27 protein-coding genes and 1 other annotated feature are annotated in these 25,768 nt (G+C 38.0%); of the genes, 18 read left to right on the top strand and 9 right to left on the bottom strand.

From position 1 onward, the window contains the following. The coding region (locus AC11ZT_RS02145; protein WP_484058030.1) for a YitT family protein at positions 1–656 on the top strand (656 nt) is incomplete at its 5' end. 27 nt (positions 657–683) lie between these two features. Here the strand turns inward: AC11ZT_RS02145 and AC11ZT_RS02140 are convergent. The 3 genes from AC11ZT_RS02140 to AC11ZT_RS02130 all read right to left on the bottom strand — a co-directional run bounded on the left by AC11ZT_RS02140 (position 684) and on the right by AC11ZT_RS02130 (position 1,941). After that, positions 684–881: a DUF3813 domain-containing protein gene (locus AC11ZT_RS02140; protein WP_484058029.1), complete on the bottom strand. Its 198-nt coding sequence runs from the start codon at positions 879–881 to the stop codon at positions 684–686. Then, positions 881–1,027, bottom strand: a complete 147-nt coding sequence (locus tag AC11ZT_RS02135; protein ID WP_484058028.1) for a competence protein — start codon at positions 1,025–1,027, stop codon at positions 881–883. The genes AC11ZT_RS02140 and AC11ZT_RS02135 overlap by 1 nt, the downstream gene beginning before the upstream one ends. 101 nt (positions 1,028–1,128) lie before the next feature. Then, on the bottom strand, positions 1,129–1,941 hold the full coding sequence (locus AC11ZT_RS02130) for a Cof-type HAD-IIB family hydrolase (protein WP_484058027.1): 813 nt from the start codon (positions 1,939–1,941) through the stop codon (positions 1,129–1,131). A gap of 305 nt (positions 1,942–2,246) precedes the next feature. On the opposite strand from AC11ZT_RS02130, the gene AC11ZT_RS02125 reads away from it, so the two are divergent. Beyond that, complete coding sequence (locus tag AC11ZT_RS02125) at positions 2,247–2,426, top strand: YjzC family protein (RefSeq protein ID WP_379969988.1); 180 nt, start codon at positions 2,247–2,249, stop codon at positions 2,424–2,426. Between the two features lie 118 nt (positions 2,427–2,544). Beyond that, a complete protein-coding gene (clpB, locus tag AC11ZT_RS02120) occupies positions 2,545–5,148 on the top strand; it encodes an ATP-dependent chaperone ClpB (protein WP_484058026.1) in 2,604 nt (867 codons plus the stop codon). A gap of 41 nt (positions 5,149–5,189) precedes the next feature. Here clpB and AC11ZT_RS02115 read toward each other — a convergent pair whose 3' ends face one another. After that, positions 5,190–5,372 (bottom strand): YjzD family protein, encoded by a 183-nt coding sequence (locus tag AC11ZT_RS02115; RefSeq protein WP_379969984.1) that lies wholly within the window; start codon positions 5,370–5,372, stop codon positions 5,190–5,192. Positions 5,373–5,522: 150 nt separating this feature from the next. Here AC11ZT_RS02115 and AC11ZT_RS02110 point away from each other — a divergent pair, with 150 nt between their 5' ends. The 6 genes from AC11ZT_RS02110 to AC11ZT_RS02085 all read left to right on the top strand — a co-directional run bounded on the left by AC11ZT_RS02110 (position 5,523) and on the right by AC11ZT_RS02085 (position 11,205). Continuing rightward, positions 5,523–6,248 (top strand): alpha/beta fold hydrolase, encoded by a 726-nt coding sequence (locus tag AC11ZT_RS02110; RefSeq protein WP_484058025.1) that lies wholly within the window; start codon positions 5,523–5,525, stop codon positions 6,246–6,248. Positions 6,249–6,316: 68 nt separating this feature from the next. Continuing rightward, positions 6,317–7,108 (top strand): NAD-dependent epimerase/dehydratase family protein, encoded by a 792-nt coding sequence (locus tag AC11ZT_RS02105; RefSeq protein WP_484058024.1) that lies wholly within the window; start codon positions 6,317–6,319, stop codon positions 7,106–7,108. A gap of 124 nt (positions 7,109–7,232) precedes the next feature. Continuing rightward, the gene (locus AC11ZT_RS02100; RefSeq protein WP_484058023.1) at positions 7,233–8,171 is read left to right on the top strand and encodes a beta-ketoacyl-ACP synthase III; all 939 of its coding nucleotides are present in this window, start codon (positions 7,233–7,235) and stop codon (positions 8,169–8,171) included. A 23-nt stretch (positions 8,172–8,194) separates the two neighbouring features. Next, positions 8,195–9,436 carry a beta-ketoacyl-ACP synthase II gene (gene fabF / locus AC11ZT_RS02095; protein WP_484058022.1) on the top strand — a complete coding sequence of 414 codons (1,242 nt, stop codon included), beginning with the start codon at positions 8,195–8,197 and terminating at the stop codon, positions 9,434–9,436. Positions 9,437–9,546: 110 nt separating this feature from the next. Continuing rightward, positions 9,547–10,335 carry a DUF2268 domain-containing putative Zn-dependent protease gene (locus AC11ZT_RS02090; RefSeq protein WP_484058021.1) on the top strand — a complete coding sequence of 263 codons (789 nt, stop codon included), beginning with the start codon at positions 9,547–9,549 and terminating at the stop codon, positions 10,333–10,335. 120 nt (positions 10,336–10,455) lie between these two features. Further along, positions 10,456–11,205 carry a DUF3603 family protein gene (locus AC11ZT_RS02085; protein WP_484058020.1) on the top strand — a complete coding sequence of 250 codons (750 nt, stop codon included), beginning with the start codon at positions 10,456–10,458 and terminating at the stop codon, positions 11,203–11,205. A 65-nt stretch (positions 11,206–11,270) separates the two neighbouring features. On the opposite strand, the gene trpS is transcribed toward AC11ZT_RS02085, so the two are convergent. The 3 genes from trpS to AC11ZT_RS02070 all read right to left on the bottom strand — a co-directional run bounded on the left by trpS (position 11,271) and on the right by AC11ZT_RS02070 (position 13,752). Next, a complete protein-coding gene (trpS, locus tag AC11ZT_RS02080) occupies positions 11,271–12,260 on the bottom strand; it encodes a tryptophan--tRNA ligase (protein WP_484058019.1) in 990 nt (329 codons plus the stop codon). A gap of 84 nt (positions 12,261–12,344) precedes the next feature. Beyond that, positions 12,345–12,571: a binding site (T-box leader), on the bottom strand. A gap of 104 nt (positions 12,572–12,675) precedes the next feature. Beyond that, the gene (locus AC11ZT_RS02075) at positions 12,676–13,062 is read right to left on the bottom strand and encodes a DUF3899 domain-containing protein (RefSeq protein WP_484058018.1); all 387 of its coding nucleotides are present in this window, start codon (positions 13,060–13,062) and stop codon (positions 12,676–12,678) included. Positions 13,063–13,602: 540 nt separating this feature from the next. Next, entirely contained in the window at positions 13,603–13,752 is a 150-nt protein-coding gene (locus AC11ZT_RS02070) for a hypothetical protein (RefSeq protein ID WP_484058017.1), read from the bottom strand. 229 nt (positions 13,753–13,981) lie between these two features. Here AC11ZT_RS02070 and opp3b point away from each other — a divergent pair, with 229 nt between their 5' ends. From opp3b to AC11ZT_RS02050, 4 genes are read left to right on the top strand one after another with little or no spacing between them, the layout of a single operon-like run. Beyond that, a complete protein-coding gene (gene opp3b / locus AC11ZT_RS02065; protein WP_484058016.1) occupies positions 13,982–14,911 on the top strand; it encodes an oligopeptide ABC transporter permease in 930 nt (309 codons plus the stop codon). After that, positions 14,911–15,927 carry an oligopeptide ABC transporter permease gene (gene opp3C / locus AC11ZT_RS02060; RefSeq protein WP_484058015.1) on the top strand — a complete coding sequence of 339 codons (1,017 nt, stop codon included), beginning with the start codon at positions 14,911–14,913 and terminating at the stop codon, positions 15,925–15,927. Before opp3b ends, opp3C begins: the two co-directional genes overlap by 1 nt. Before the next feature lie 20 nt (positions 15,928–15,947). Continuing rightward, positions 15,948–16,991, top strand: a complete 1,044-nt coding sequence (locus AC11ZT_RS02055; RefSeq protein WP_484058014.1) for an ABC transporter ATP-binding protein — start codon at positions 15,948–15,950, stop codon at positions 16,989–16,991. Then, a complete protein-coding gene (locus AC11ZT_RS02050; RefSeq protein ID WP_484058013.1) occupies positions 16,984–17,919 on the top strand; it encodes an ABC transporter ATP-binding protein in 936 nt (311 codons plus the stop codon). Before AC11ZT_RS02055 ends, AC11ZT_RS02050 begins: the two co-directional genes overlap by 8 nt. 77 nt (positions 17,920–17,996) lie before the next feature. On the opposite strand, the gene AC11ZT_RS02045 is transcribed toward AC11ZT_RS02050, so the two are convergent. Beyond that, complete coding sequence (locus tag AC11ZT_RS02045; RefSeq protein WP_484058012.1) at positions 17,997–18,200, bottom strand: hypothetical protein; 204 nt, start codon at positions 18,198–18,200, stop codon at positions 17,997–17,999. Between the two features lie 346 nt (positions 18,201–18,546). Here AC11ZT_RS02045 and spxA point away from each other — a divergent pair, with 346 nt between their 5' ends. After that, on the top strand, positions 18,547–18,942 hold the full coding sequence (gene spxA, locus AC11ZT_RS02040) for a transcriptional regulator SpxA (protein WP_484058011.1): 396 nt from the start codon (positions 18,547–18,549) through the stop codon (positions 18,940–18,942). Positions 18,943–19,098: 156 nt separating this feature from the next. On the opposite strand, the gene AC11ZT_RS02035 is transcribed toward spxA, so the two are convergent. After that, the gene (locus AC11ZT_RS02035; protein ID WP_484058010.1) at positions 19,099–19,773 is read right to left on the bottom strand and encodes a TerC family protein; all 675 of its coding nucleotides are present in this window, start codon (positions 19,771–19,773) and stop codon (positions 19,099–19,101) included. Between the two features lie 347 nt (positions 19,774–20,120). On the opposite strand from AC11ZT_RS02035, the gene mecA reads away from it, so the two are divergent. The 4 genes from mecA (at position 20,121) to pepF (ending at position 25,601) form a co-directional block, all read left to right on the top strand. Further along, positions 20,121–20,789 carry an adaptor protein MecA gene (mecA, locus tag AC11ZT_RS02030; protein ID WP_484058031.1) on the top strand — a complete coding sequence of 223 codons (669 nt, stop codon included), beginning with the start codon at positions 20,121–20,123 and terminating at the stop codon, positions 20,787–20,789. A 55-nt stretch (positions 20,790–20,844) separates the two neighbouring features. Next, positions 20,845–22,380 carry a cardiolipin synthase gene (gene cls / locus AC11ZT_RS02025; RefSeq protein WP_484058009.1) on the top strand — a complete coding sequence of 512 codons (1,536 nt, stop codon included), beginning with the start codon at positions 20,845–20,847 and terminating at the stop codon, positions 22,378–22,380. 110 nt (positions 22,381–22,490) lie between these two features. Continuing rightward, positions 22,491–23,693, top strand: a complete 1,203-nt coding sequence (locus AC11ZT_RS02020) for a competence protein CoiA (protein WP_484058008.1) — start codon at positions 22,491–22,493, stop codon at positions 23,691–23,693. 84 nt (positions 23,694–23,777) lie between these two features. Beyond that, positions 23,778–25,601, top strand: coding sequence for an oligoendopeptidase F (pepF, locus tag AC11ZT_RS02015; RefSeq protein WP_484058007.1), 1,824 nt, complete (start codon positions 23,778–23,780; stop codon positions 25,599–25,601). The last annotated feature ends 167 nt before the right edge of the window (positions 25,602–25,768 follow it).

The following is a 25,768-nucleotide window of genomic DNA, read 5'->3' as shown; positions in this document are numbered from 1 at the left end:
TTTTGTTTAATATTCCTATTGTTTTCGTTGCTTGGAAACAGGTAGGAAAATCATTTACCTTTTTTAGCTTTTTAAGCATTGTATTTACTACGTTATTTCTAGAAATAATCCCTGTACAAAGCGTATCGGATAATATTATTTTAAATGCCGTATTTGGTGGTGTAATTGTTGCGATTGGCACAGGTTTGGCTTTGAAATGGGGGGCATCTACCGGCGGATTAGATATTATTGCAATGATCGTGTCTCATAAGAAAGGAAAGCCGATTGGAACATATTTTTTCCTTTTTAATGCCATCATTATTCTATGTGCAGGGGCGCTTTTTGGTTGGGAGAAGGCTTTATACACACTTGTTTCCTTGTATGCGTCTACACGTGTTATTGATACGATTCACACACGTTACGTAAAGCTCACGGCGTTTATTGTAACCCAGCAAGGCGGTGCGTTACGCAAAGCGATTCAATCGAATCTCGTTCGGGGAATTACAACGGTTCCGGCAACCGGAGCATATACAAATAGTCAGAAGGAATTGCTTATGATTGTATTTTCACGGTACGAGTTATATGAATTAATGAAAATTATTGAAGCTGTTGACCCTCGTGCTTTTACGAATGTTGTTCATACAGAATCAGTTTTTGGTTTGTTTCGTAAGGATTAGAAGAGGAAAAAGAGGGCAATTGCCCTCTTAGTGAATGTGTTCAATTGCTTGTAGTTCCTGTTGCAATTGGCGTAGCTGCTGTTTTTCAGCAGTTGTTGAATTACTGTAGGCAGAGGAAAGTGCATTTTTAGCTTTTTCGATAAGAACCGGTTGCTCATTGGAATCATTACACGAAACTGCATGTCCTACTGCATCTCTAGCTTGTTGAAAGAGCATATTCCCCATTAGAAACCTCCGGAAAAGGATTGATTTCTCATCTTTTCAGCTTCTGCTTCGGCAAGAGTATGTCGATATGGAAACTGTTCATCATGCTTGCTTACAGAGTCACAACCTTGTTGGATAAAACGTTTCGACTTGTTTTTTTTACCCATCATTATTCCCCCAGTTCAAGCAATTTACATACTATATGGGACACACGGTATGGATGTGTCAAATATAGTATGTGTCAGAAATAATAAATTACAATTGGAACTTATTTCAAGTTAAGGAGATTTTCTAAATAAATGGCGATGCCATCTTCTTCGTTTGTAAGGGTAACATCATTGGCAATTAATTTAAGCCGGTCAATCGCATTTCCCATTGCAATTCCACGTCCAGCAAAATCAATCATTTCAAGATCATTGTCTTCATCACCAAATGCAATGACATTTGCCTTCGGTATTCCATAATACTCCGTTAGCTTTTGAAGCCCAATCGCTTTGTTCATGCCGCTTTTTACAATTTCAATAATGTGCCAAGGACTTGCCCACCGGCGATGATCAATGATTTCGGCATGTGCGTTTGTTAAATGCTGGCGAATCGTATCCACCTCTGATTCCTGTGCATCAATAAGCAAGCATGTTGGATGATCGTTTAACATATAAAGTAAATCCCCGGTATAAATCCTCGGTGATCCTAATTGGAAAATATGGTTGAGGCCCTCATCTTTGGAATTTGCGTATACATCATCACCTACTTCGGCATACATATTTTTAATACCGAATTGAGAGCAAGCTTCAATAATTTCCTTTGACGTGCTGACATGTAGGGGAGTATGATAATGTCCCCATGATGCATCTAAAGGATGATGTACATAGGCACCGTTAAAATTTACAATTGGAGTATCAAGCTGTAATTCATGATAGTAGAGGCTGCTTGCGCGGTATGGTCGACCCGTTGAAATGGCAACAATATGACCTAATTCACGCGCTTTTTGAAGGGCAATTTTCGTTCTTAATGAAATTGTTTTATCATCTTTTAGTAAAGTACCATCTAAATCAAGTGCGATTAAATGTTTTTCAGTCATAGATTCACCTTTTTAGTAAGTATTTGGTATTCTATTTTATATTACGTCCATGTTTACATATTTGTCTAGGCGCGATAGATAAGTTTAGTCAAGATGAGGATTGAATTTCATCATGAAAAGAGTGAAAATTATGTACACTTTGTGAAAGGGGTTACATTCAAAAAAGAAAGCGCTTATAATAATGAATGTAATCTTCTCGTATAAGTTGTTTGACTCTCCTTTATGAGCTGACCTGAATGGTCAGTTTTTTTTTGCGCAAAACGGGACATACTAAGGCAGATAAAATAGTAAGGAGAGATATAATAATGGGGCAAAGTCATCGATTTAGACCAGGGCAGAAAGCACCAAACAATGGAGAATACGTAGAAGTTGGGGAAACGGGTAGTATGGTAAAGGATCCGCAAAAAGTAACGCTACAAGCTGGTGATGTATTTCCAGATGTAAGTAATCATAATCGACAATGGACATATAAACGAAAACCGTAACGAAAAGCTGTCTCTTTTTGAAAAAGAGACAGCTTTTTATTGTAAAATTTACAAAACAGAATATAATAAACATGTAAAGGTCAAAAAAGGTCAAACTTTTTGAAAGAAGGGTATGCATATGGATTTCAATCAAATGACGCAAAAGACACAGGAAGCGTTTGTCAAGGCGCAGAAGATTGCTACATCTCATCATCATCAAGAGGTGGATACGATTCATATTCTTTTCGCATTAGTTGAGCAAGAGGATTTAGCCTCTCGTTTACTAACGAAGCTTGGTGTCTCCATCGCTCGTTTTACAGAACAATTACAAAAGCTACTTGCTAAAAAACCAAGTGTTACGGGAGTGGGTTCTGAAATAGGAAAGATGTATATTACCGCTAATGTAGAAGAGCTTTTTGGACGAGCGGAACAAGAGAAAAACCATTTACATGATGATTATCTGTCAGTTGAACATGTGATGCTGGCGTTATGCGATGAAAAGAAAAACTATGATATTGTTCAGTTATTACATTCGTTTCATATACAAAAAGAGCAGATGCTTACTGTTTTAATGGAAATAAGGGGGAATCAGCGCGTGACGAGTCAAAATCCAGAAACTACGTATGAAGCATTGGAAAAGTATGGCCGTGATCTCGTACAAGAGGTACGCCAGGGAAAAATTGATCCTGTTATTGGGCGTGATAGTGAAATTCGCCGGGTGATTCGTATATTATCAAGAAAAACGAAAAACAACCCAGTTCTTATCGGGGAACCAGGGGTAGGGAAAACCGCAATTGTAGAAGGCCTTGCCCAGCGTATTGTTCGCAAAGATGTTCCAGAAGGGCTAAAGGATAAAACGGTATTTTCTCTTGACTTAAGTGCTCTTGTTGCGGGTGCTAAGTTTCGAGGAGAGTTTGAAGAACGATTACAAGCTGTATTAAATGAAGTGAAAAAAAGTGAAGGACGAATTCTTCTATTTATTGATGAGTTGCATACAATCGTGGGGGCTGGAAAAACAGAAGGCGCCATGGATGCTGGTAATATGCTAAAGCCAATGCTTGCACGGGGGGAACTTCACTGCATTGGTGCTACAACACTTGATGAATATCGAAAGTATATTGAGAAAGATCCAGCACTTGAACGCCGTTTTCAACAAGTACTCGTCGAAGAACCAACCGTCATAGATTCCATTTCTATTTTGCGTGGATTAAAGGAACGATTTGAGATTTATCATGGTGTAAATATTCATGACCGTGCATTAGTTGCAGCAGCAACATTATCAGACCGATATATTTCTGATCGCTTTTTACCAGACAAAGCAATCGATTTAGTGGACGAAGCGTGTGCAACAATTCGTACTGAAATTGATTCATTGCCAACAGAGCTTGACGAGGTAACAAGACGAATTATGCAACTCGAAATTGAAGAAGCAGCACTTAGCAAGGAAAAGGATGAAGGAAGTAAGAAACGTCTTGATGCTTTGCGCCGTGAACTAGCAGAGTGGAAGGATCAAGCTCATACGATGCGGGCACAGTGGCAGCAAGAAAAGGGTGAAATTCAGCATGTTCGTGAATTGCGTACACAACTTGAAGCCCTTCGACGTGATTTAGAGGAAGCAGAAGGAAAATATGATTTAAATAAAGCTGCGGAACTTCGGCACGGGCGCATTCCAGCGCTTGAGAAAGAAATTAAGCAAGCGGAAGAAGAAGCAACAGAAAAGCAAAGTGATAACCGCTTACTTCGGGAAGAAGTAACAGAAGAAGAAATTGCCTCCATTGTGTCGCGTTGGACAGGGATTCCAGTGACCAAACTAGTAGAAGGAGAACGGGAAAAACTTCTTCGCTTAGAGGACATTTTGTCGCAGCGTGTCGTGGGACAAGAAGAAGCTGTTCAGCTTGTAGCGGATGCGGTACTTCGTGCACGTGCAGGTATTAAAGATCCGAATCGCCCTATTGGTTCCTTCTTATTTCTTGGTCCAACAGGTGTTGGTAAAACAGAACTTGCTAAAACACTTGCACAGTCTTTGTTTGATAGTGAGGAGCACATGATTCGTATCGATATGTCTGAATACATGGAAAAACATTCTGTCTCCCGTCTTGTCGGAGCGCCTCCAGGATATGTTGGTTATGAAGAGGGCGGTCAACTGACGGAAGCCGTTCGGCGCAAACCGTATTCAGTTATCCTACTAGATGAAATTGAAAAGGCACATCCAGAAGTATTTAATATTTTATTGCAGATGCTAGATGATGGGCGTATTACCGATTCGCAAGGAAGAACAGTTGATTTCAAAAATACGGTTATTATTATGACATCTAATATTGGATCTCATTATTTATTAGAAGGACGTGCGGATGATGGCAGTATAAAAGAAGAAGCACGTAAGCAAGTTTTTCAACAATTACGTACTCATTTCCGCCCAGAATTTCTAAATCGCGTTGACGAGACAATTTTGTTTAAGCCATTAACGATGAAAGAAATACTTGCCATCATTGATAAATTGATTCAAGAGCTTGGAGTACGGCTAGCAGAACGAAACATTCAGATTACATTATCAGTAGAAGCAAAACAATTTATTGCAGATTCAGCATTTGATCCGGCATACGGAGCGCGTCCATTAAAACGATTTATTCAACGACAAGTGGAAACAAAGCTGGCACGGGAGTTAATAGCCGGTACTATTCATGATGATAGTACGGTGGTTATAGATGCTGAAAAAGGAGAGTTGTCAGTGAAAACAAAGTAAATAGATATAAAAAAGGCTGACATATTGTCAGCCTTTTTTTATTAATGTTGTTTGGAAGGTTCGTTTGGAACTAAGCTTGCAATAAGAAGAATTAATACAGTGATTACAACCGACATAAGTGTAGATTGTGTAAAGTCGTATTTCGTACTAGTCATACTGCTAATTACATAGCTTGCCATTTGTACAAGAACAAATGACCAGAAAAAAGAAGAAATGTATTTCATATTCTCCACACCCCTATTGTTCATTCTTCATTTATTGTAACACAAATGAATGAAGATTATAAAAATATTTTTTAGGGAAGGCAAAACGCATTCTACCACATACAGTATTAGTAGGAAATATGTCACGTATGTAAGTAAGGAAGGGATAGTATGAGCATTGCAGAGCGTTTCTTTACTTTAGAAAATGAACCGTGTGTCATTCATTTGTCAGATCGGCCGAATGGATTTGGAATTTTATTACTCGGTGATTATAATCATTTTGTTGATAATCGTACAAGTTTATGGATGCAGCATCATGGTAAAGCAAGGCTCTTAGACGCTTTAGTTAGAAAAGGATATACGATTTTTACTTCAAATTTATATGGACGGAACTGGGGGAGTGATGCTGCCGTTACACTTGCAAAGCGTTTGTATCATGTTGTAATGAAACAGGAAATATTAAATGAAAACATTCATATTATAGCAGAAGGGATGGGGGCACTTGTTGCCTTGCAAATCATGCATAGTAATCCATCTTATATTCGGTCTGCCGTACTACTAAATCCTTGTTTACATCTTCCGCGTCATATTGAACTGGAAAAGGAGCATAAGTTTTTTTATAAGCGGCTCTTGCGAGAACTAACGATTGCTTATCAATCGGAAGACAATATGATCCAAGCGATTTCTTCGAAAACATTTCAAAACAATCCTTCTTCCATTCCAGTACAATTATTGGTTCCGATTCATGAAAAGAATGAACGAAAAATGGTAATTCGAGATTTCGAACAATTTCATAGTAAGACAGGTGACGTATTTCTTCTTTTTCACTTTCCTGAAAGCAAATACAATATGACTGATGCCATCAGTCAGTTTTATAGAAATTATGAAAAATTGTAGCAAGCTCCTTACATAAGGGGCTTGCTACATACGTAGATATATGAAAATCATACGAGAGGAGGAAAAAAATGAAGCGTGTAATGGTAGTAGGAGCATTTACGTTTATTGGATATTCCCTCGTCAAGCGATTGCTGCAGGAGGGAATTGAAGTAATTGGTTTAGGCGTAGAGGACTTGCAACACTTTTCGAAGTGGAGCGAGGAAAAAATGCTACTGATTGGTAGAAATGCAGGTTTTACCTATCATTGTGTGCAGGAACGGAATGAATGGAATCAAGAAGTAGATTGTATCTTTATTTGTTATTTGAATCCAAATAGTCATGATAAATTTGATAGTAAGAGCTTTTTGAATTTGTATGAGGGCCAGTCTAAACGAGTTGTATTCCTGTCATCCATTCCCCGCAATATAGAAAATGGAGATTCTAATAATTCTTCTTTTGCAACATTAGAAAAACAAGTGGAGGCTTTACCCAACTATCTTATTCTTCGTGTGCCGGCGGTTTATGGTCCATGGCAGCCGCGGTCCATGGTTTTTCAACAACTATTGGAAGCACAGCTACGTCAAGAAACGATTCCTGTTGTAACGGAGTGCATGGATGATGTTATATTTGTCGAAGATGTAGCTGCATGTTTATTTCAGTGCAGCAGTTCAAAGCAGTGTGGAACATTTCATGTAGAAGGCAAGGAGGAGGATGCATGGGAAAAAGGGATAAGAATACTAGGTGGTACAGTAGAACAACTGGAAAAGGGAAGGTATAAAAGAGAAAAACGTTTTGATTATGAACCTATGTATACAATCGAACAAGGCCTGCAAGAACAAAAACATCATATTCTGCAATATAAGTATCTGTATGATTTGTAAGGAAAGGAGGATCAGGAGAAACGGATAGAAAGAATACACTATTACTTTTTCTAGACAAATGGATTTTTTTTCGCTAAAATTAGTACCAAGTCATAATAATTGATATAAATTGGAGGAGTGCAGCGTGAATGCTGGAATAGTAGGAATCGGAAGACATGTGCCAGAAAAGGTGCTCACAAATCACGATCTTGAAAAGATAGTAGAAACTTCAGATGAGTGGATTCGTACGAGAACAGGCATTGAAGAACGTCACATTGCAGGTGATGATGAAAATACGTCAGATATGGCCTTAAAAGCAGCTGAAGCAGCAATTAAAGATGCAGGAATCAGCGCTGAAGATATAGAATTAATTTTAGTTTCTACTGTAACGCCTGATCAACCATTTCCAACGGTTTCATGTATGATTCAAGAAAAACTAGGTGCTAAGAATGCTGCGGCCATGGATATTAGTGCAGCGTGTGCCGGTTTTATGTATGGTATGATTACGGCTAAGCAATTTGTTGAATCTGGAACCTATAAGAATGTGTTAGTGGTAGCGGTAGAAAAGTTATCTAAGATTACAGACTGGACAGATCGTAATACGGCAGTCTTATTTGGTGACGGTGCAGGAGCTGCCATTATCGGTCCTGTTTCTGAAGGTAGAGGAATTCTTTCATTCGAACTTGGAGCGGATGGAAGCGGCGGTAAGCATTTATATGAAGATGAACAAAAACATATCATCATGAATGGTAGAGAAGTGTTCAAATTTGCCGTTCGCCAAATGGGGGATTCTGCAATTTCTGTTATTGAAAAAGCAGGATTAACAAAAGAAGACGTAGATTTTCTCGTACCACATCAAGCAAATATTAGAATTATGGAATCTTCAAGACAACGTTTGGGTCTTCCAGAAGAAAAGATGAGTAAAACGGTTGCAAAATACGGAAATACGTCTGCATCTTCTATTCCTATTGCAATTGTGGAAGAACTAAATAATGGTAGAATTAAAGATGATGATGTTATTGTACTAGTTGGATTTGGCGGCGGCTTAGTATGGGGTGCAGTCGTTATTCGTTGGGGCAAATAATTTAAAGGGGTGTCGTTAAAGTTATGGAACCAAAACGCGTAGTTATTACTGGATTAGGCGCTGTTACACCAGTTGGTAATAGTGTAGAAGCTTCTTGGAATAGTATTCGTAATGGAATATCAGGAATAGGACCTCTTACACGTCTAGATGCAGAGCAATTTACAGCAAAAGTTGCTGCTGAAATTAATGATTTTCAAGTAGAAGAGTTTATCGATAAAAAAGAAGCACGTAAAATGGATCGTTTTACACAATTTGCAGTTGCTGCTGCCAAGATGGCTGTGGAAGATGCAAAATTAGAAATAACAGAAGAAAATGCTGCAGATATTGGAGTTTGGATTGGATCTGGTATCGGTGGTATGGAAACATATGAAGAGCAGTTTACTACTTACATGAATAAAGGCGCACGTCGTGTCAGTCCTTTCTTCGTTCCGATGTTAATTCCAGATATGGCTGCAGGGCAAGTGTCCATTATTTTAGGAGCAAAAGGGATTAATGCTTGTACTGTAACAGCTTGTGCATCAGGTGCAAACTCAATCGGTGATTCATTCAAAGCAATTCAACGCGGAGATGCAATTGCTATGATTACAGGTGGGGCAGAGGCGCCAATTACGAACATGTCAGTTGCAGGATTTTGCTCTGCAAAGGCATTATCAACAAATGAAGATCCAAGCATAGCTTGTCGCCCATTTGATAAAAACCGTAGCGGTTTTATTATGGGAGAAGGCTCTGGTATTTTAGTACTTGAGGAATTAGAGCATGCGCAAAAACGTGGTGCCCATATTTATGCGGAAATCGTCGGATACGGTGCTACAGGTGATGCCTTCCATATTACACTTCCAGCACCTGGCGGAGAAGGTGCCGCACGTGCGATGAGAAAAGCAATTGAAGATGCGGGCTTACGTCCGGAAGACGTTGATTATATTAATGCTCATGGTACGAGTACAGATGCAAATGATAAGTACGAAACAATGGCCATTAAAGAAGTATTTGGTGCTCATGCTTCGCATGTAGCGATTAGTTCAACGAAATCGATGACTGGTCATATGCTCGGAGCGGCTGGCGCAGTAGAAGCTGTTTTCTCTGTTAAAGCTATTAAAGACGGATTGATTCCGCCAACCATTAACTATGAAACACCGGATCCAGAATGTGATTTAGATTACGTTCCAAATGAAGCACGTAAGCAAGATGTAAACGTGGTTCTAAGCAATTCTCTTGGATTTGGTGGTCATAACGCAGCACTTGTCTTTAAGAAGTTCGAAGCATAAGAAGTAAAAATCGCCCTCGTTCCTTGCTGAATGAGGGCGATTTTTTTTTATCATCTTCACACTCTCTACATATTATGGTTTATACGATATGGTAGATGAGGAGTGAAAGGATGACGGTTCAAAACACCTATGAATGGCTAGTAGCACATTATGAACAACCAGAAAAAATATGTGAGCATTTTACCGCGCACTTGCCTCTTTCTCCGCGGGATATATATGCATTTCTATTGTCATGGGGGATGTATCGTCCCTATGAAGAGGGGCGTGAGGAATTAAAAAAATTAGTGCCCTTATACAGAACGTTGCAAAGAGAATTTGCTAGTATAAGGGTTTGGCTGAACGGGACGAATATACCTGTCTACCTTTTGCCCTCGAATATTTATAATCGTAGTATGGAACGTGAGTATAATGGTAAATCAGGCCTTGCTTTATCGTCTTGTATCTTTCTTTTCGCCAGTAGCCGGAACACGGACAAGGAAATGCAAGCAATGCTTACCCATGAGTATCATCATGTGTGCCGTCTTCATGCAAATAGTACGGCAGAAGAATGTACGTTGCTAGAGTCTATGATTATGGAAGGCTTGGCGGAAGCTGCAGTTCGGGAGAGACATGGAGATAAGTGGCATGCTCCGTGGGTTTCTTATTATACAAAAGAAGAATGCATGAAATACTGGAACTTGTTTCTAAAACAATCCTGCCATATTAAGAAGGGTGAAACATTACACGATCGGTTATTGATTGGTTCAAGAGGGTATCCGCGTATGCTTGGCTACGGTGTAGGATTTCATCTTGTGCAGGATTGTATACAGCGGGAGCACGTAGCGAGCAAGCAATTGCTTACGATGAATGCCACGCAGATTTTACAGTATGCGAAATCGTTCCCTCTACCGATCGAGTAGTGGGAACAAGCTATAAAAGCAATCCAAGCTCATTTGTAATAAATTCTAGATTCTGGAATAAACTCCTTGCTATCTGCTTATACTGATAGCTACAAACAGTTGTGAAGTGAGGGGTAGAACATGTTATATCTGCATGATGTGTGGGTTAACTGGTTTGAAGGTGAAGAAAATGGCTACAACGTATGTCATTTCTTTGAGTGGCGGAAAGATGATTCAATCGAGCTATTGGATCAAGTCCCACTTTTAAAAGTAGATTCTGATCTGTATCATTATTTGGAGAACGAATTGCTAGATATACCTGCGACATTACTGGAGAACATTCATCAAAAAGCGTATATCCGTAAAAATCATGAACGATTGCAACTTGATTACTGCTTCATCATTACGGATGGATTCGGTATTCTCGCAATTGATACAATCGGATATAATATTCCGATTCGTAAAAGTAGACTTATTCCGAGGCAGGAGCAAATGGTGTATGACATGATTGAACATGCAGAAACAGAGTCGTACACGTTTAATCAATCGGAAGAAAGGAAGGACTACCATATTTTATCCCCTTCCCCTACGATGATGAGAGGTCTAACGAGAAAAGAAAGACAGCTTAAGCAGCTATTGTTTATGGCACTAGATCAATTACATACAACGAAGAATGCAGCAGAAATTCGATATTGGTATACAGAATGGAATCCTAGTGCGTATTCCGATATTCAAGGTTTATCATTTGATAGTGCTTGGAAGGAATTATTTGAAGAAGTGAAATACGGATGGTCGGGCAAGCATGAGCATCTGTGTGAACGTCTCGTTAAGGGACAACCTTTCTTTGAAAAGCTGTGGGAGATTGAAAAGGAACTACCGCAAAAAGGATAAGAAGATAAAGAAAGACCGCCATTCAAATTCTTCGTTTGAATGACGGTCTTTTTTACATTAAGCCGTTATCTACGCTTACGGCTAAGACCCATTGCATTTTCTACTTTACGAAGTTGTTTCATTGCCACGCGGTTTGCTTTTTCAGCACCGGCTTCAAGTATATCGTCAAGCTCAGGAGAGGAAATTAGCTCATGATAACGTGATTGAATTGGTGCAAGTGCATCAATGATAACTTGTGCTAAGTCTGCTTTAAAATCGCCATATCCTTTTCCTTCGTACTGTACTTCTAGCTGTTCGATTGTTTTTCCGCTAAAGGAAGAATAGATGGTAAGAAGATTGGAAACGCCTGGCTTATTTTCTTTATCGTATTTTACAATGCCTTCGGAATCTGTAACAGCACTCTTTATTTTCTTTTCAATTGCTTTTGGCTCGTCAAGAAGGCTGATCATTGCTTTTGCATTTGCATCTGATTTGCTCATTTTTTTCGTTGGTTCAGCAAGAGACATAACGCGCGCGCCTACCTTTGATATACGAATCTCAGGAATTGTAAAAACCTCACGATACCGGTTATTAAAGCGTTCAGCAAGATCACGTGTAATTTCAATATGTTGCTTTTGATCATCTCCAACCGGAACCAAATCCGTGTTATAGAGAAGAATATCAGCTGCCATAAGTGGTGGATAGGTAAGCAACCCTGAAGAAACGGAATCTTTTCCCTTCGATTTATCTTTAAATTGTGTCATGCGTTCTAGTTCACCGATATAAGAGGTACATTGCATAATCCATCCGAGCTGGGCATGTGCAGGAACTTCGGATTGAACGAATAAGGTAGATTTATCTGGATCAATACCGCATGCAAGATATAATGCAGCAAGACTTCGTATGTTTTTACGTAAGGCGATGGGATCTTGTTGTACAGTAATAGCGTGCAAATTCACGATACAAAAATAACAATCGTGCTCATCCTGCACTTCAACAAACTGCTTCATCGCCCCTAAATAATTTCCGATTGTAATCGAACCACTTGGTTGAATTCCTGAAAATATAACTGACATTTTATAACCTCCTAAGATACGTTAATTTAAATAAGTGCTAGTTCATCCAAATGACGGCATAAAAAAAGCCCAAACATCCCACTATCTAGGGACGAATGGACCGCGGTGCCACCCTATTTATTTTGCTTTACGCAAAATCTCTTACTCCGCTTAAAACGGCATCTGTTAACGTTAGATGAAACGCCAAAGCCTACTTAATTTCGGTTTGGTGCTCAAAAGCCCATTCCGTATTGCACAAATGCCTGTTTACACCAGCCACAAGCTCTCTATAAATTGTAGCAATACGTACTTTTCTTTCTCAACGCTTCGTATTAGTAGCGCAGTAATGATGCTGCACTTAATGTTAGATAGAATAGGTAAGCAGTTCGTCATTCTTTGCATTCCATTATAACAAAAAGATTTATTACCTTGCAACTTATACGAGAAACATGAAGCTAATGATTGTGGAAAGCAATGCAGAAAACATCCCTGTTAGCAAAATAGGATATGTGAACATAAAGGAATATGTTTGATAAAGCATTTCCTTTTCATTTTTTTTCCCTTCTACTTCGGCAATCATTGCTTCTTCTTTTGGTTTTATAAAAAAACGGGCTTTATGGAAAGCGTAGCGTACCACATTATATCCGCCTCGTTCAAAGATAAACATAAATCCACCAATGATGACAAGTAAGAGCGCGATGTAAAACATTATATTAACAAAGTGAAGTAAAAATTGGGAACGACCGTATACGAAAGACAAGATTGCAGATAGTACTAAAGTAGCTAAAGAAAGTATACTCGTTAGAACAACATTGCGATTCAATAGATTCAACCTCCGTTACATAAGGACTAGTACGATCATTATACTATATATAATACAAAGAGGAATGTTCCTAATACGGAAATGGTAAGAATCTTCGTCGAATTCACGAACATTAATAGAGTAAAATGTAGAAAGATTTCGAAAAAACGAAAATTCGCTATTCACAACTGTCAGATTATATGTATAATTAAATTTGTAATAACTGACTAATAATTGCGATAACTATTGTTTGCAATCGTTATATTAAAAAAACGGTTCATCTATTATAGGTAAGAGGCTTTTTTTATTTTGCATTGCTTCTACTTTAAATCTTTGCAATCATACATAGGGATTTGCGTGTACACGAATATACGTTATTGATAAAAGATATCAATACATGTTTCTTGTAATTTTTGTTTGTTTAAACGAATGGAAATGTCAATTGTGTGAACGGTAAGAAATGAAGAAGATGTCAAAAATAGTAACTGCTTTCATTCCTTATATAGTATACAAATTAGAATGCACACAAGCATGAAAACGGAGAATGAATGAGTGAAGACTTCAACAACTGGTAAGGTTTTGATGTTGACACGATTCGACTCTAATTGTTAAAATTTGATTCTGTAGATTACTCTGCATGGATACTACATTTACTTCATCCATGGAATAAACAGCAACCGATTGCGCAGTAGATGAGAAACGTTTCATCATGAAAACTTCTCACCTAATACGCTTGCTACGGTTGTTATATATTCATCCTATCATCATCACGCTCTACATAAGTTAGTTTGGGTAATGAAGGAAAAGGGTATTTGTTTTAATAGTTCAAGAGAGTATGTCTCATCTTAGATGTGTACTCTTCTTTTACTACATATAAAGAGAAGTGCATTTTGGAGGGTTAATTGTTAGAACATTTCGCAAAATATAGGGAGGTGCTAGTGTGGGACGTTATATATTTCAACGTTTCGTGTACATGATTATTACTTTGTTTTTGATTACAACCTTTACGTTCTTCTTGATGAAGCTTCTTCCAGGTTCTCCGCTTCAAAATCAAGAAAAACTTTCACCACAGCAACGTCAAATCATCTTAGAAAAGTATGGACTAAATGACCCTGTACCAGTTCAATATGGAAGATATATGGTACATCTTGTGCAAGGTGATTTAGGCGTATCTTTTAAATATGACAATCGTCCAGTAACACAATTAATTGGGACTCGTATTGGACCATCTGCATATCTTGGATTTCAAGCACTTGTGTTTGGAACTATTATTGGGCTATTGCTCGGAATTGTAGCTGCACTGCGAAATAACACATGGGTTGATTACACGGCAACTGTTATTTCTGTGCTAGGTATATCGATTCCTTCCTTTGTATTTGCAGGACTATTACAATATTATATAGGCGTTAAGCTAGAAATCTTGCCAGTAGCATTTTGGAAGGGATTTTCATATACCATTCTTCCAACGATTGCACTCTCGGCTGTTGTAATTGCGAATGTTGCGCGGTTTACAAGATCAGAGCTGTTAGAAGTTCTTGCTTCTGATTATATTGTTACTGCGAAGGCAAAAGGGATTGGTCAATTAGGTGTTATTATCAAACATGCACTAAGAAATGCATTAATCCCCGTTATTACAATTCTAGGCCCATTAGCAGTTAATTTAATGACAGGAACACTAATAATTGAACAGATTTTTTCTATTCCTGGATTAGGGCAACAATTTGTTCAATCAATTATTTTGAACGACTATACAGTTATTATGGGTACGACTATTTTCTATAGTGCATTATTTGTCCTTGTTATTTTCCTTGTAGACATGCTATACGGAGTAGTTGATCCTCGTATTCGAGTAGCAGGAGGGAAAAACTGATGGAAGAAAAACAATATAATTTATCTCCTGATATGTTTCAACCTGCTAATAAAAACGCGGGAGATCATGAACAAATTGTTCGTAAGAGCTTAACCTATTGGCAAGATGTAAGAGCACGTTTGTTCCGAAATAAAGGTTCAGTTGTAGGTCTTGTCATCTTACTTATCGTTTTCTTTTTTGCGGCATTTGGCCCTGCGATGAGTAAGTATTCGTATAAAGATCAAGATTTAAATCGTGCGAAGCTTCCACCAAGAATTCCAGTTTTAGAACAAGTATCTTGGCTTCCTTTTAATGGGACAGATCAATACGGTGTGAATCAGTACGAAAAGAAAGAAGTAACCGAATACTTCTGGTTTGGTACTGATGATTTAGGACGTGATCTTTGGGCCAGAACGTGGGAAGGTACACGCGTTTCTATCTATATCGGCTTTTTAGCTGCAATTATTGACATGGTCATTGGGGTCACATATGGTGGTATATCTGGCTTCTATGGTGGACGTGTGGATAATATCATGCAGCGGATTGTGGAAGTATTGAATGGGATTCCATTCCTTATTATTGTTATCTTGTTCGTGCTTGTTTTACAACCAGGTATATTATCGATATCCTTGGCGATGGTTATTACTGGGTGGATTAATATGTCTCGGATTGTTCGTGGTCAAATGTTGAAATTAAAAGGACAAGAATATGTTCTTGCTTCGCGTACATTAGGAGCTTCTAATAGTAAACTAATTGCTAAACATTTGATTCCCAATGTAATGGGTCCGATTATTGTTATGACAATGTTTACTATTCCTACGGCAATTTATTCCGAAGCCTTCTTAAGCTTTATCGGATTAGGGATTCGTCCTCCATTTGCATCTCTTGGATCACTTGTAAGTGATGGATTCAAATCACTACAAACGTACCCACATATGATGATCGTTCCATCTATTGTTATTAGTTTGCTTATTTTAAGCTTTAACTTATTTGCAGATGGATTGCGCGACGCACTCGATCCAAAAATGCGTAAGTAATATAGGAAGGAGAGAATAGAATGGAAAAGCTGTTAGAAGTAAAAGACTTGCAAGTCTCCTTTGAAACGCATGGCGGTGAAGTACAAGCGGTGCGCGGAGTAAACTTCGATGTGAAAAAGGGAGAAACATTAGCCATTGTTGGAGAATCTGGTTCCGGTAAATCAGTCACTTCTAAGGCATTAATGGGACTTATTCCGAACCCCCCTGGACGCATTAAGAGTGGAGAAATATTATTTGATGGTAAAGATATTGCCAAGATGAATGAAAAAGAATTGCAATCCATTCGTGGAAAAGAAATTGCGATGATTTTCCAAGATCCGATGACGTCGTTAAATCCAACTATGACAGTTGGGGTTCAAATAATGGAAGGTCTTATTAAGCATCAAAATATGAATAAACAGGATGCACGTAAAGTAGCAATTGAACTTTTAGATCTTGTTGGAATTCCTGATTCGGCATTACGCGTGAAACAATATCCTCATCAATTTTCTGGCGGTATGAGACAACGTGTAGTAATTGCAATGGCTCTTTCTTGTAATCCAAAGCTTTTAATTGCGGACGAACCAACAACTGCTCTTGACGTGACGATTCAAGCACAAATTTTAGAGCTTATGAAAGACATTCAACAAAAAACAGAATCATCCATCATCTTTATTACCCATGATCTTGGCGTTGTGGCCAACGTAGCTGATCGCGTTGCTGTTATGTATGCCGGAAAAATTGTAGAAATTGGAACAGTTGATGAAATATTCTACAATCCAAAGCATCCATACACATGGGGATTACTTGCTTCCATGCCAAGCTTAGACGGAGGAGAAGAAGAGTTGTATGCAATTCCGGGTAGTCCCCCTGACTTAATTAAGCCGCCAAAGGGTGATGCGTTTGCAGCACGTAATCCGCGCGCATTAAAGATTGATTACGAAATGGAGCCACCTATGTTTAAGGTAAGCCCAACTCATTATGCAGCGACATGGTTGCTTCATGAAAATGCACCGGATATGGAGCCACCTGAAATTGTTAAAAATCGTATCCGCCAAATGAAAGCAGGTGCGAATCATGAATAAGAACAATGAAAAATTGATTGAAGTTAAAAATTTAAAGCAACATTTCTCTGTAAGCGGCGGGGTCGTAAAGGCTGTTGATGGCATTACATTCGATATCTATAAAGGCGAAACGTTCGGACTTGTAGGAGAATCAGGTTCTGGTAAATCGACAACCGGAAGATCCATTATTCGTCTATACGATGCAACAGATGGAGAAGTGAAATTTGACGGCGTTGATGTGCATGGAAAAAAATCTAAGGCAGAATTAAAGAAATTTAATCGTAAAATGCAAATGATTTTCCAAGATCCGTATGCTTCGTTAAACCCACGTATGACCGTAGCAGACATCATAGCTGAAGGAATTGATATTCATGGGTTGGCAAAAACGAAGGAAGAACGTATGAACCGTGTTTATGAACTATTGGAAACAGTAGGACTAAACCGTGAACATGCAAGTCGTTACCCACATGAATTTTCTGGTGGTCAAAGACAACGGATTGGTATTGCACGTGCACTTGCTGTTGATCCTGAGTTTATTATTGCCGATGAACCAATTTCTGCTCTTGACGTTTCAATCCAAGCACAGGTTGTAAACTTATTAAAGAAACTACAAGCAGAAAAAGGGTTAACGTATTTATTTATTGCCCATGATTTATCTATGGTTAAATATATTAGTGATAGAATTGGTGTAATGTATCGTGGAAAGCTTGTAGAGCTTTCAAATAGTGATGAAGTATATTCTCACGCCGTTCATCCTTATACAAAATCGTTATTATCAGCTATTCCGTTACCGGATCCTGCCTATGAACGCAATCGTAGACGTATTAAATACGATCCATCTATTCATAACTATGGTGACGAACAGCCGCAAATGCGCGAAATTCGTCCAGGGCATTGGGTTTTATGCTCAGAAGCGGAGTTTGAAACATACAAAGAGTTATACAAGTAAGTACGGAATCAAAAAAGCGGTAGCATGAAAACATGCTACCGCTTTTTAATCGTATACTTGTACAAATCTTATACATATTAATACGTATGTTTTTTATAAATTCCTTTGCCGCCAACCGTATTCCAGCCGACTTGCGTTTTAGCACTTTGATCAATAAATTGACGATGTTTTCTTCCACCAAAGAATTTCTCCCCGATGCCATTTGTAATAACACCTACAGTAGCCGTTATTCCTATAATTAAAATCGCTACAATAATAAGATCAACAAAATATCCTACCATGATTCATTCCTCCCAACGAATATCTACTATCTATTGTAGTGGAAACGCTTTAAGAAGAAAAGAAAATGAAACAAAAATTTTAGAATTTACGAGTGAGGATGAAGTTCAAAAGAATAAATATGACAATATACAGCAAAATTCTTAGATTGCTCATAATCGTACAATGTTTGTATAGGTTTTATTCATTTTTAAATAAATAAGTATATATTTCTTTTTCAACTTATTGTATAATATTTTCAAGAGGTTCTTATTTATAGTAATTGTAAAATGAAAATCAATTTCACTTAGTGAATACTTGTAGAATCCAAGTTAATTAATACTCATGACTAGGGAGAGTGAGTACCAGATGGTAAAATTATATAGTTCACCAAGTTGTACGTCTTGTAGAAAGGCTAAGCTTTGGTTAGAGGAAAATAACATTCCATATACAGAAAGAAACATCTTTTCCGATCCGTTGTCTATTGACGAAATTAAAGAGATTTTGCGTATGACAGAAAGTGGAACGGATGAAATTATTTCAACACGTTCGAAAATATTTCAAGAGTTGAATGTTAATTTAGAATCACTGCCATTGCAACGGTTATATAAGATTATTCAAGAGTATCCAGGAATTCTTCGTCGTCCTATTATTATTGACGAAAAACGCCTACAGGTTGGGTATAATGAAGATGAAATTCGTCGCTTTTTACCTCGTACTGTTCGTACTTTTCAATTGCGCGAAGCACAAAGACTTGTTAACTAAAAGTGTGAAAGGGTCCTGTTATCAGGGCTTTTTTTTTTGCCTAAAGAAGCGCGGGTGATGGGCACTTTAGAACTTCGATTATACCCGCAAACAATAAAAGAATAAAATAGCGGTGAGAATTTTCCGTCACCGCTAAGATAAGTTTCCACCCTACTTTTAATGATGAATTTTTTTCGGTTTCATTATGTTTGTAAGGTAGCCTGCCGATAGAACAAGTACAATCGTTGCAATAGGTACTACTACTGGCAAGAATGAATAAGTAGAAAAGAAAACGGAAAGTCTTGGTTCATGTACGATCATATTTCCTGCAGTGTATCCGAGTATACCAGCTCCAAAATAAACAAGAGAAGGATGCTTTTCCATAAAAATTAATATGATTTTACTTCCACCAACGATGATAGGAACAGAAAATAATAAACCAATCATAACCAAGACGATATGACCATTTGCAGCACCTGCAATGGCTAACACATTGTCAAATCCCATTACAACATCAGCGAATACGATTGTTCTTACTGCACTAAGCAGCGTGGAGGCCGGTTTAATTGAGGATGTATCTTCCCCATTTTCGGTGAGGAGATTATAAGCAATAAAGATCAGGAGCATGCCGCCAACAAATTGTAAAAACGGAATTTTTAATAAAAAAACAGCAAGAATGGTTAAAATGATTCGTATAATTACAGCTAGTCCCGTTCCGAAAAAGATCGCTCTGTTTTTAACGCTTACTGGGAGATTTCGACTAGCTAAGGCAATGACAATAGCATTATCTCCTCCAAGTACAATATCGATGCCAATAATGATTAATATCGACATGATAACATCAAAATCCATTTTGTTTCCCCCGTCATCTTATAATATCCTGATGGGTATAATACCCCATTAAGAATTTTCAGGTACATACTATTTCTAATGTCCAAGTTCTCTCATCAATATAAGGGAGCGTATTCATTCTGTCAAGGAATGTAAAGGCGTTCTTTTTTTAATCTTAAGCAAAAAATAATGGGTAAATGACGGTTTTTTCTAAAAAACGATGATTTTATTTCCATTCTTCCCCGTCTTATCATAAAATGAGAGTACAAGATTTTCTATTAGCAACAAACGATGTATAATGATGTAACTACATGCTAAGGGGCTTCCCTTCATAGAACATTTAAAGGAAAGAAGGGAGAGATCTAATGATGGAAATCGAAAGAATTAATGAGAATACTGTTAAGTTTTATATATCTTATCTCGATATAGAGGAGCGAGGATTTAATCGCGAAGAAATTTGGTACAATCGAGAACGAAGTGAACAACTATTCTGGGAAATGATGGATGAAGTTCGTGATCAAGATGATTTCTTTGTGGATGGTCCGCTTTGGATACAGGTGCAAGCGCTTGATAAAGGGATTGAAGTGATTGTTACGAAGGCCCAATTATCAAAGGATGGAAAGAAATTAGAATTGCCACTTCTTGATAAAGTCATCGATATTCCAATGGATGAGCGATTGGAAGCATTGTTTGAAGAACAATTAGAGCAAGAGGATTTCATGTACTTAAATAAAGATGGAATGTTGGGGTTTCTTGTTAAATTTGCAGACTTTGAGGACGTTATAACTCTTAGCCATCGTCTACAACTTGATGATAATAAAAATGAATTGTATTCATATGAGGGCCGCTACTATTTATATGTAGAATTCGATGAAACAGAGCACGAGGAAGAGGAAATTGATATGATTCTTAGCATCTTGTTAGAATATGGTGAAGAATCTGCTATGACCATCTATCGTGTTCAAGAATACGGAAAGCAAATTATTGCAGAGCATGCACTAGATGTTATTCACTCAAATTTTCCACCCGTATCATAAGTCGATTTCTAACTAATGAAATCGACTTTTTTTTATGAAGAAGGGATGCATATGTATGAAGAATATACTAAAGCTTGGTTTTCTATTTGCTGTCCTGTCCGTCTTATTTGTTGTCCTTCGAATGTACAATGATTCAGTTATTTATTCGGGAATTACGCAACTTCGTGGAGCATCAATTGTGAAAGCACTCAGTATCTTGATCACTCTTTCTGCCTTTCTTATTGGATGTGTCATCTTTTTAGAAAATCGAAATCCTTCGAAAACATTAACGTGGCTTATTGTACTCGGTATCTTTCCTGTTGTTGGTTTTTTTGCCTATTTATTATTTGGACAAAACTACCGAAGAAAAAGAATGTTTCAAAAGAAAGCAGTTTTAGATGAGAAGAAATTCTTGCGGTATAAGGAAACGCCATGTCAGTATGTAACCCCGCAAAAGCACCAAGAGCTGTTATTCCGTTTAGCAGAATCCTATGGAAAGCTCGCCTTATCCCAAAGTACGGAAACAAAGATTCTTACAAACGGGGAAGAAACCTTTGCAAAAATATTAGAAGTTTTGCAAAAGGCAAAGCATCATATACATATGGAATCCTATATTGTTCGTCATGATAAACTTGGTACTGACATAAAAGAGCTATTAATACAAAAGGTAAAAGAAGGAGTGCAGGTTCGTTTCTTATATGATGCAGTAGGATGCCTCCATCTTTCTAAACAGTACATTGCAGATTTACGCATGGCAGGTGTAGAAATTGTTCCTTTCTTTCCTGTTCATTTTCCAATCTTAAATGATCGAATTAATTATCGAAATCACAGAAAAATAATTGTTGTTGATGGAAATGAAGGGTTTGTTGGAGGGCTAAATATTGGGGATGAGTATTTAGGAAAAAATCCATTCTACGGATTTTGGAGAGATACGCATTTGTATATGCGCGGTGAAGCAGTACAAAGCTTGCAGCTTCTCTTTATGCAAGATTGGTTTTATATGACAGAGAAAACATTGCAAGACGAAAAGTTTTTATGCGCAGAACGAGTTCAAGATGATAAACTTGGCGCTGTTCAGCTCGTTGCCGGAGGACCAGATAACAAGTGGGAAACGATAAAAATTTTATATTTTGCGATGATTTCGTCAGCACGAAAGTCTATTTGGATTGCGACTCCTTATTTTATTCCGGACGATGATATTTTAGGAGCACTTAAGGTTGCGGCAATTGCAGGAATTGATGTTAGACTTCTCGTTCCAAGCAAGCCAGATAAGAAAACGGTATTTTATGCTTCACGCTCATACTTCCCAGAATTATTAGAGGTAGGTGCGAAAATATACGAATACACCAAAGGATTTATGCATAGTAAAATTGTGATTGTAGATGGTGAGATTGCCTCTATAGGAACCGCAAATATGGATATGCGTAGCTTTCATCTGAATTTTGAAGTCAATGCTTTTTTATATGATACGCCGAGCGTCAAGGAACTCGTCCAAGACTTTGAGAATGATTTGCTCGTTTCGGAGGAAATCGATTTAGAACAATTTCAGAATCGGTCGATCTTTCTACGGGTTATTGAATCAACCTATCGTTTACTTTCTCCGCTTTTGTAAATTTTTTGCAAATAGCGGTTTTTTTATGTTTGAAAGTAGGAGCAACGTCTATCTGTGTCGAAACAAAGACAGGGAAAGAGAAAGATAGAAAATGAAAGGAGCATGATAAATTGTTTATTGCGATAAATGAAAAAGGGGAACGAATAAACGCCCTCCAGTTTTGCAAAGAAAGTCTTCCTATTGTGAAGCAAAGTGAACATTTCTTTTGTCCGATTTGCCAGCAACAAGTATTTATGAAGATAGGGGAAAAGAACAAACCTCACTTTGCTCACAGACGAGACACCTGTTTCTTGCAGCAGGAACGTGAATCACCCTATCATTTATATGGAAAGGAATTGCTTTATAACTGGTTTGTATCACAAAATATGAATGTTGAGCTTGAGTATTATATAAGCAGTATTAAGCAGAGGCCTGATTTATTGCTCGTATCCGGGAAAACTCGCGTAGCTGTTGAATTTCAATGTTCGGTTATACCGCCTGATGAATTTGTGAAGCGAACGACTTCGTATTGGAGCGAAGGAATACGAGTGTTGTGGATTATAGGCGGGAACCAATTTAAACGTAACGGATCGAACTTTCTTCATACTACCTCGTTTCATACACTATTTATACAAGGAACTCCGCCTTTTCTGCTCTACTTTTGTCCAAATGCCGCTGCCTTTTATCATTGTAGTCATATTATACCTTACTCTTCCTCTCAATCCTTCTCTCATATTCAATATCTTCCTTTACAAACAACATCCATCCACTCTATTTTGGCCCCATCCTTCATGCAGCCTGTTCAACTAGCAATCCAATGGAATAAGAAAAAACAACGATGGCGAGAATCGGGTCTGTTCTCTATGCGCAATCATCCCTATTTTCTTCGGTTTTTATATGAAAAGAGCATATCTCCGTCGCTTTTTCCCTCTGAGATTGCTGTTCCTCTTCCTTCTCTTGTTAGTATTCATACTCCCGCACTTCTTTGGCAAAGCTATATTCTTCTGGAAGAACTGGAAAGGTTTCAGATCGGCGAATCTTTCTCTTGGTTAACAATTTATGCGAGGTTAACAGCAAAGAAGAGATGGAAGCCGAGGCTATTACCATATTTTCCTCCCGCCTTTCCTAAGCTGGCTTTCATGGAATATGGACGATTTTTAGAACAATCAGGGATTATTCGCAGCCTATCACAAGTTTCATTTCAAAAGACTGCAAATGTCAGAATTCCTGTAACTGTAGAAGAAGCATTGAAATCCGACGATATAGCTATGCAGAGGGCACTTTCGCTTTTTCAAGGGCAACCAGTAACATCATCTGAGAGAAAAAGGATATAATAGGAAGAGTACGAAGGGAAGTAGCAGGAATCCTGTTAGGCAAGGCGAAATATAGTATTGTGTTAGAAAAAGGAGGCTTTTTAGATGAGTGAACAACAAGTAACTAAGACATTGCCAAGTCGTAAAGATGCAGAAAAGCAATATACATGGCGATTGGAAGACATCTTTACGTCTGATGAGCAATGGGAGCAAGAGTTTTCTAATGTGAAAGATATATTACCAAAAGTAAATGATTTTAAGGGGAAACTCGGAAAATCTGCAAGTGATTTGCTAGCTGTTTTTAAATTTGAAGATGAAGTCATGCTTCGTCTTGGTAAGCTGTATACATATGCTCATATGCGCTATGATGAAGATACAACAAATTCAGTGTATCAAGCATTGAATGATAGAGCAACAGGCCTTTACGCACAAGCATCTAGCTTAATGGCATATATTGTTCCTGAAATCTTAGCGATTCCAGAAGAAACAGTTGCATCCTTTCTACAAGAAAATAATGAATTGAAGCTATATACACATGCGTTAGATGAAATTAATCGTCAGCGTCCGCACGTACTAACAGAAAGCGAAGAAGCTATTTTAGCTCAGGCGTCTGAAGTCCTTCGTAGTTCTAGTAATACGTTTGGTATGTTAAATAATGCAGATTTAAAGTTTCCAGAAATAAAAGATGAAGCGGGTAATCAAGTTGAAGTAACACATGGCCGCTATATTCAATTTTTAGAGAGTGATGATCGACGTGTTCGTGAGGATGCATTTAAGGCTGTATACAGTACGTACGGCGCATACAAAAATACATTTTCAAGTACATTAAGCGGAGCTGTGAAGAAAAATAATTTCTATTCAAGCGTTCGTAAATATAGCTCTGCAAGAGAAGCAGCGCTTAGTAACAATAATATACCTGAAAGTGTTTATGATCAGCTCGTAAACACAGTAAATGATCATCTTTCTTTGCTTCATCGTTATGTGGATATTCGAAAACGCGCATTGGAGCTAGATGACATTCATATGTACGACTTGTATACACCGCTTGTGAAAGAAGTAAAAATGGAAGTTACATATGAGGAAGCCAAGGAGACGTTACTGAAGGCATTTACGGTGCTTGGTGATGAGTATGTAGCAATCTTAAAGGATGCATTCGAAAATCGTTGGGTAGACGTATATGAAAACCGAGGAAAACGGAGCGGTGCGTATTCTTCAGGAGCATATGGTACGAATCCTTACGTGTTAATGAACTGGCAAAATAATGTAAATAGTTTATTTACGCTAGCTCATGAATTTGGACATTCGGTGCACAGTTACTATACACGAAACAATCAGCCATATGTTTATGGTGACTATTCTATTTTCGTAGCAGAGGTTGCCTCTACTTGTAATGAAGCGTTACTGAATGATTATTTATTAAAAACAACTGATGATAAAAAGAAACGCATTTATTTGCTAAATCACTATTTAGAAGGTTTCCGAGGCACCGTTTTCCGTCAAACGATGTTTGCTGAATTTGAGCATCTTATACATAAGAAGGCTCAGGAAGGGCAAGCATTAACACCAGATTTCCTTACGCAGCTGTATTATGATTTAAATAAGAAATACTTTGGAGAAAATTTAGTTATTGATGAAGAAATTGGTTTGGAATGGGCTCGCATTCCGCATTTCTACTACGATTATTATGTATATCAATACGCAACAGGATATAGTGCCGCTACTGCATTATCCAAACAAATTTTAGACGAAGGGGAAACGGCAGTAGAACGTTATATTTCAAACTTCTTGAAGGCAGGAAGCTCAGATTATCCGATTGAAGTGTTAAAGAAGGCTGGCGTTGATATGACGTCTCCTGAACCTGTGAAAGAGGCTTTGCAAGTCTTTGAAGAAAAACTAAATGAATTTGAACAGCTTTTATTTGAAAAGTAATAAAAAAAGGCTCTTTTCGCATAAATTGTTGTTTTTAGACTACTTTGCCCGTTACTTGCTTTCCGCGGGGAGGGAGGGGAGCCTCCTCGGCGTTACCGCCTGCGGGGTCTCCCACTTCCCTCTTTTCCCGCAGGAGTCAAGTGCCTTCCGCTCCAATCAACTCAGAT

This window comes from Ectobacillus sp., assembly GCF_056992975.1.
This window is presented reverse-complemented; position numbering and strand designations above follow the sequence as displayed.

What these genes read in the sequence shown, in the direction of transcription:
- AC11ZT_RS02140 (WP_484058029.1), bottom strand. Translation starts at nt 881, where the DNA reads ATGGGGAATATGCTCTTTCAACAAGCTAGAGATGCAGTAGGACATGCA.
- AC11ZT_RS02135 (WP_484058028.1), bottom strand. Translation starts at nt 1,027, where the DNA reads ATGGGTAAAAAAAACAAGTCGAAACGTTTTATCCAACAAGGTTGTGAC.
- AC11ZT_RS02130 (WP_484058027.1), bottom strand. Translation starts at nt 1,941, where the DNA reads ATGACTGAAAAACATTTAATCGCACTTGATTTAGATGGTACTTTACTA.
- AC11ZT_RS02125 (WP_379969988.1), top strand. Translation starts at nt 2,247, where the DNA reads ATGGGGCAAAGTCATCGATTTAGACCAGGGCAGAAAGCACCAAACAAT.
- clpB (WP_484058026.1), top strand. Translation starts at nt 2,545, where the DNA reads ATGGATTTCAATCAAATGACGCAAAAGACACAGGAAGCGTTTGTCAAG.
- AC11ZT_RS02115 (WP_379969984.1), bottom strand. Translation starts at nt 5,372, where the DNA reads ATGAAATACATTTCTTCTTTTTTCTGGTCATTTGTTCTTGTACAAATG.
- AC11ZT_RS02110 (WP_484058025.1), top strand. Translation starts at nt 5,523, where the DNA reads ATGAGCATTGCAGAGCGTTTCTTTACTTTAGAAAATGAACCGTGTGTC.
- AC11ZT_RS02105 (WP_484058024.1), top strand. Translation starts at nt 6,317, where the DNA reads ATGAAGCGTGTAATGGTAGTAGGAGCATTTACGTTTATTGGATATTCC.
- fabF (WP_484058022.1), top strand. Translation starts at nt 8,195, where the DNA reads ATGGAACCAAAACGCGTAGTTATTACTGGATTAGGCGCTGTTACACCA.
- AC11ZT_RS02090 (WP_484058021.1), top strand. Translation starts at nt 9,547, where the DNA reads ATGACGGTTCAAAACACCTATGAATGGCTAGTAGCACATTATGAACAA.
- AC11ZT_RS02085 (WP_484058020.1), top strand. Translation starts at nt 10,456, where the DNA reads ATGTTATATCTGCATGATGTGTGGGTTAACTGGTTTGAAGGTGAAGAA.
- trpS (WP_484058019.1), bottom strand. Translation starts at nt 12,260, where the DNA reads ATGTCAGTTATATTTTCAGGAATTCAACCAAGTGGTTCGATTACAATC.
- AC11ZT_RS02070 (WP_484058017.1), bottom strand. Translation starts at nt 13,752, where the DNA reads ATGATGAAACGTTTCTCATCTACTGCGCAATCGGTTGCTGTTTATTCC.
- opp3C (WP_484058015.1), top strand. Translation starts at nt 14,911, where the DNA reads ATGGAAGAAAAACAATATAATTTATCTCCTGATATGTTTCAACCTGCT.
- AC11ZT_RS02055 (WP_484058014.1), top strand. Translation starts at nt 15,948, where the DNA reads ATGGAAAAGCTGTTAGAAGTAAAAGACTTGCAAGTCTCCTTTGAAACG.
- AC11ZT_RS02050 (WP_484058013.1), top strand. Translation starts at nt 16,984, where the DNA reads ATGAATAAGAACAATGAAAAATTGATTGAAGTTAAAAATTTAAAGCAA.
- AC11ZT_RS02045 (WP_484058012.1), bottom strand. Translation starts at nt 18,200, where the DNA reads ATGGTAGGATATTTTGTTGATCTTATTATTGTAGCGATTTTAATTATA.
- spxA (WP_484058011.1), top strand. Translation starts at nt 18,547, where the DNA reads ATGGTAAAATTATATAGTTCACCAAGTTGTACGTCTTGTAGAAAGGCT.
- AC11ZT_RS02035 (WP_484058010.1), bottom strand. Translation starts at nt 19,773, where the DNA reads ATGGATTTTGATGTTATCATGTCGATATTAATCATTATTGGCATCGAT.
- mecA (WP_484058031.1), top strand. Translation starts at nt 20,121, where the DNA reads ATGGAAATCGAAAGAATTAATGAGAATACTGTTAAGTTTTATATATCT.
- cls (WP_484058009.1), top strand. Translation starts at nt 20,845, where the DNA reads ATGAAGAATATACTAAAGCTTGGTTTTCTATTTGCTGTCCTGTCCGTC.
- pepF (WP_484058007.1), top strand. Translation starts at nt 23,778, where the DNA reads ATGAGTGAACAACAAGTAACTAAGACATTGCCAAGTCGTAAAGATGCA.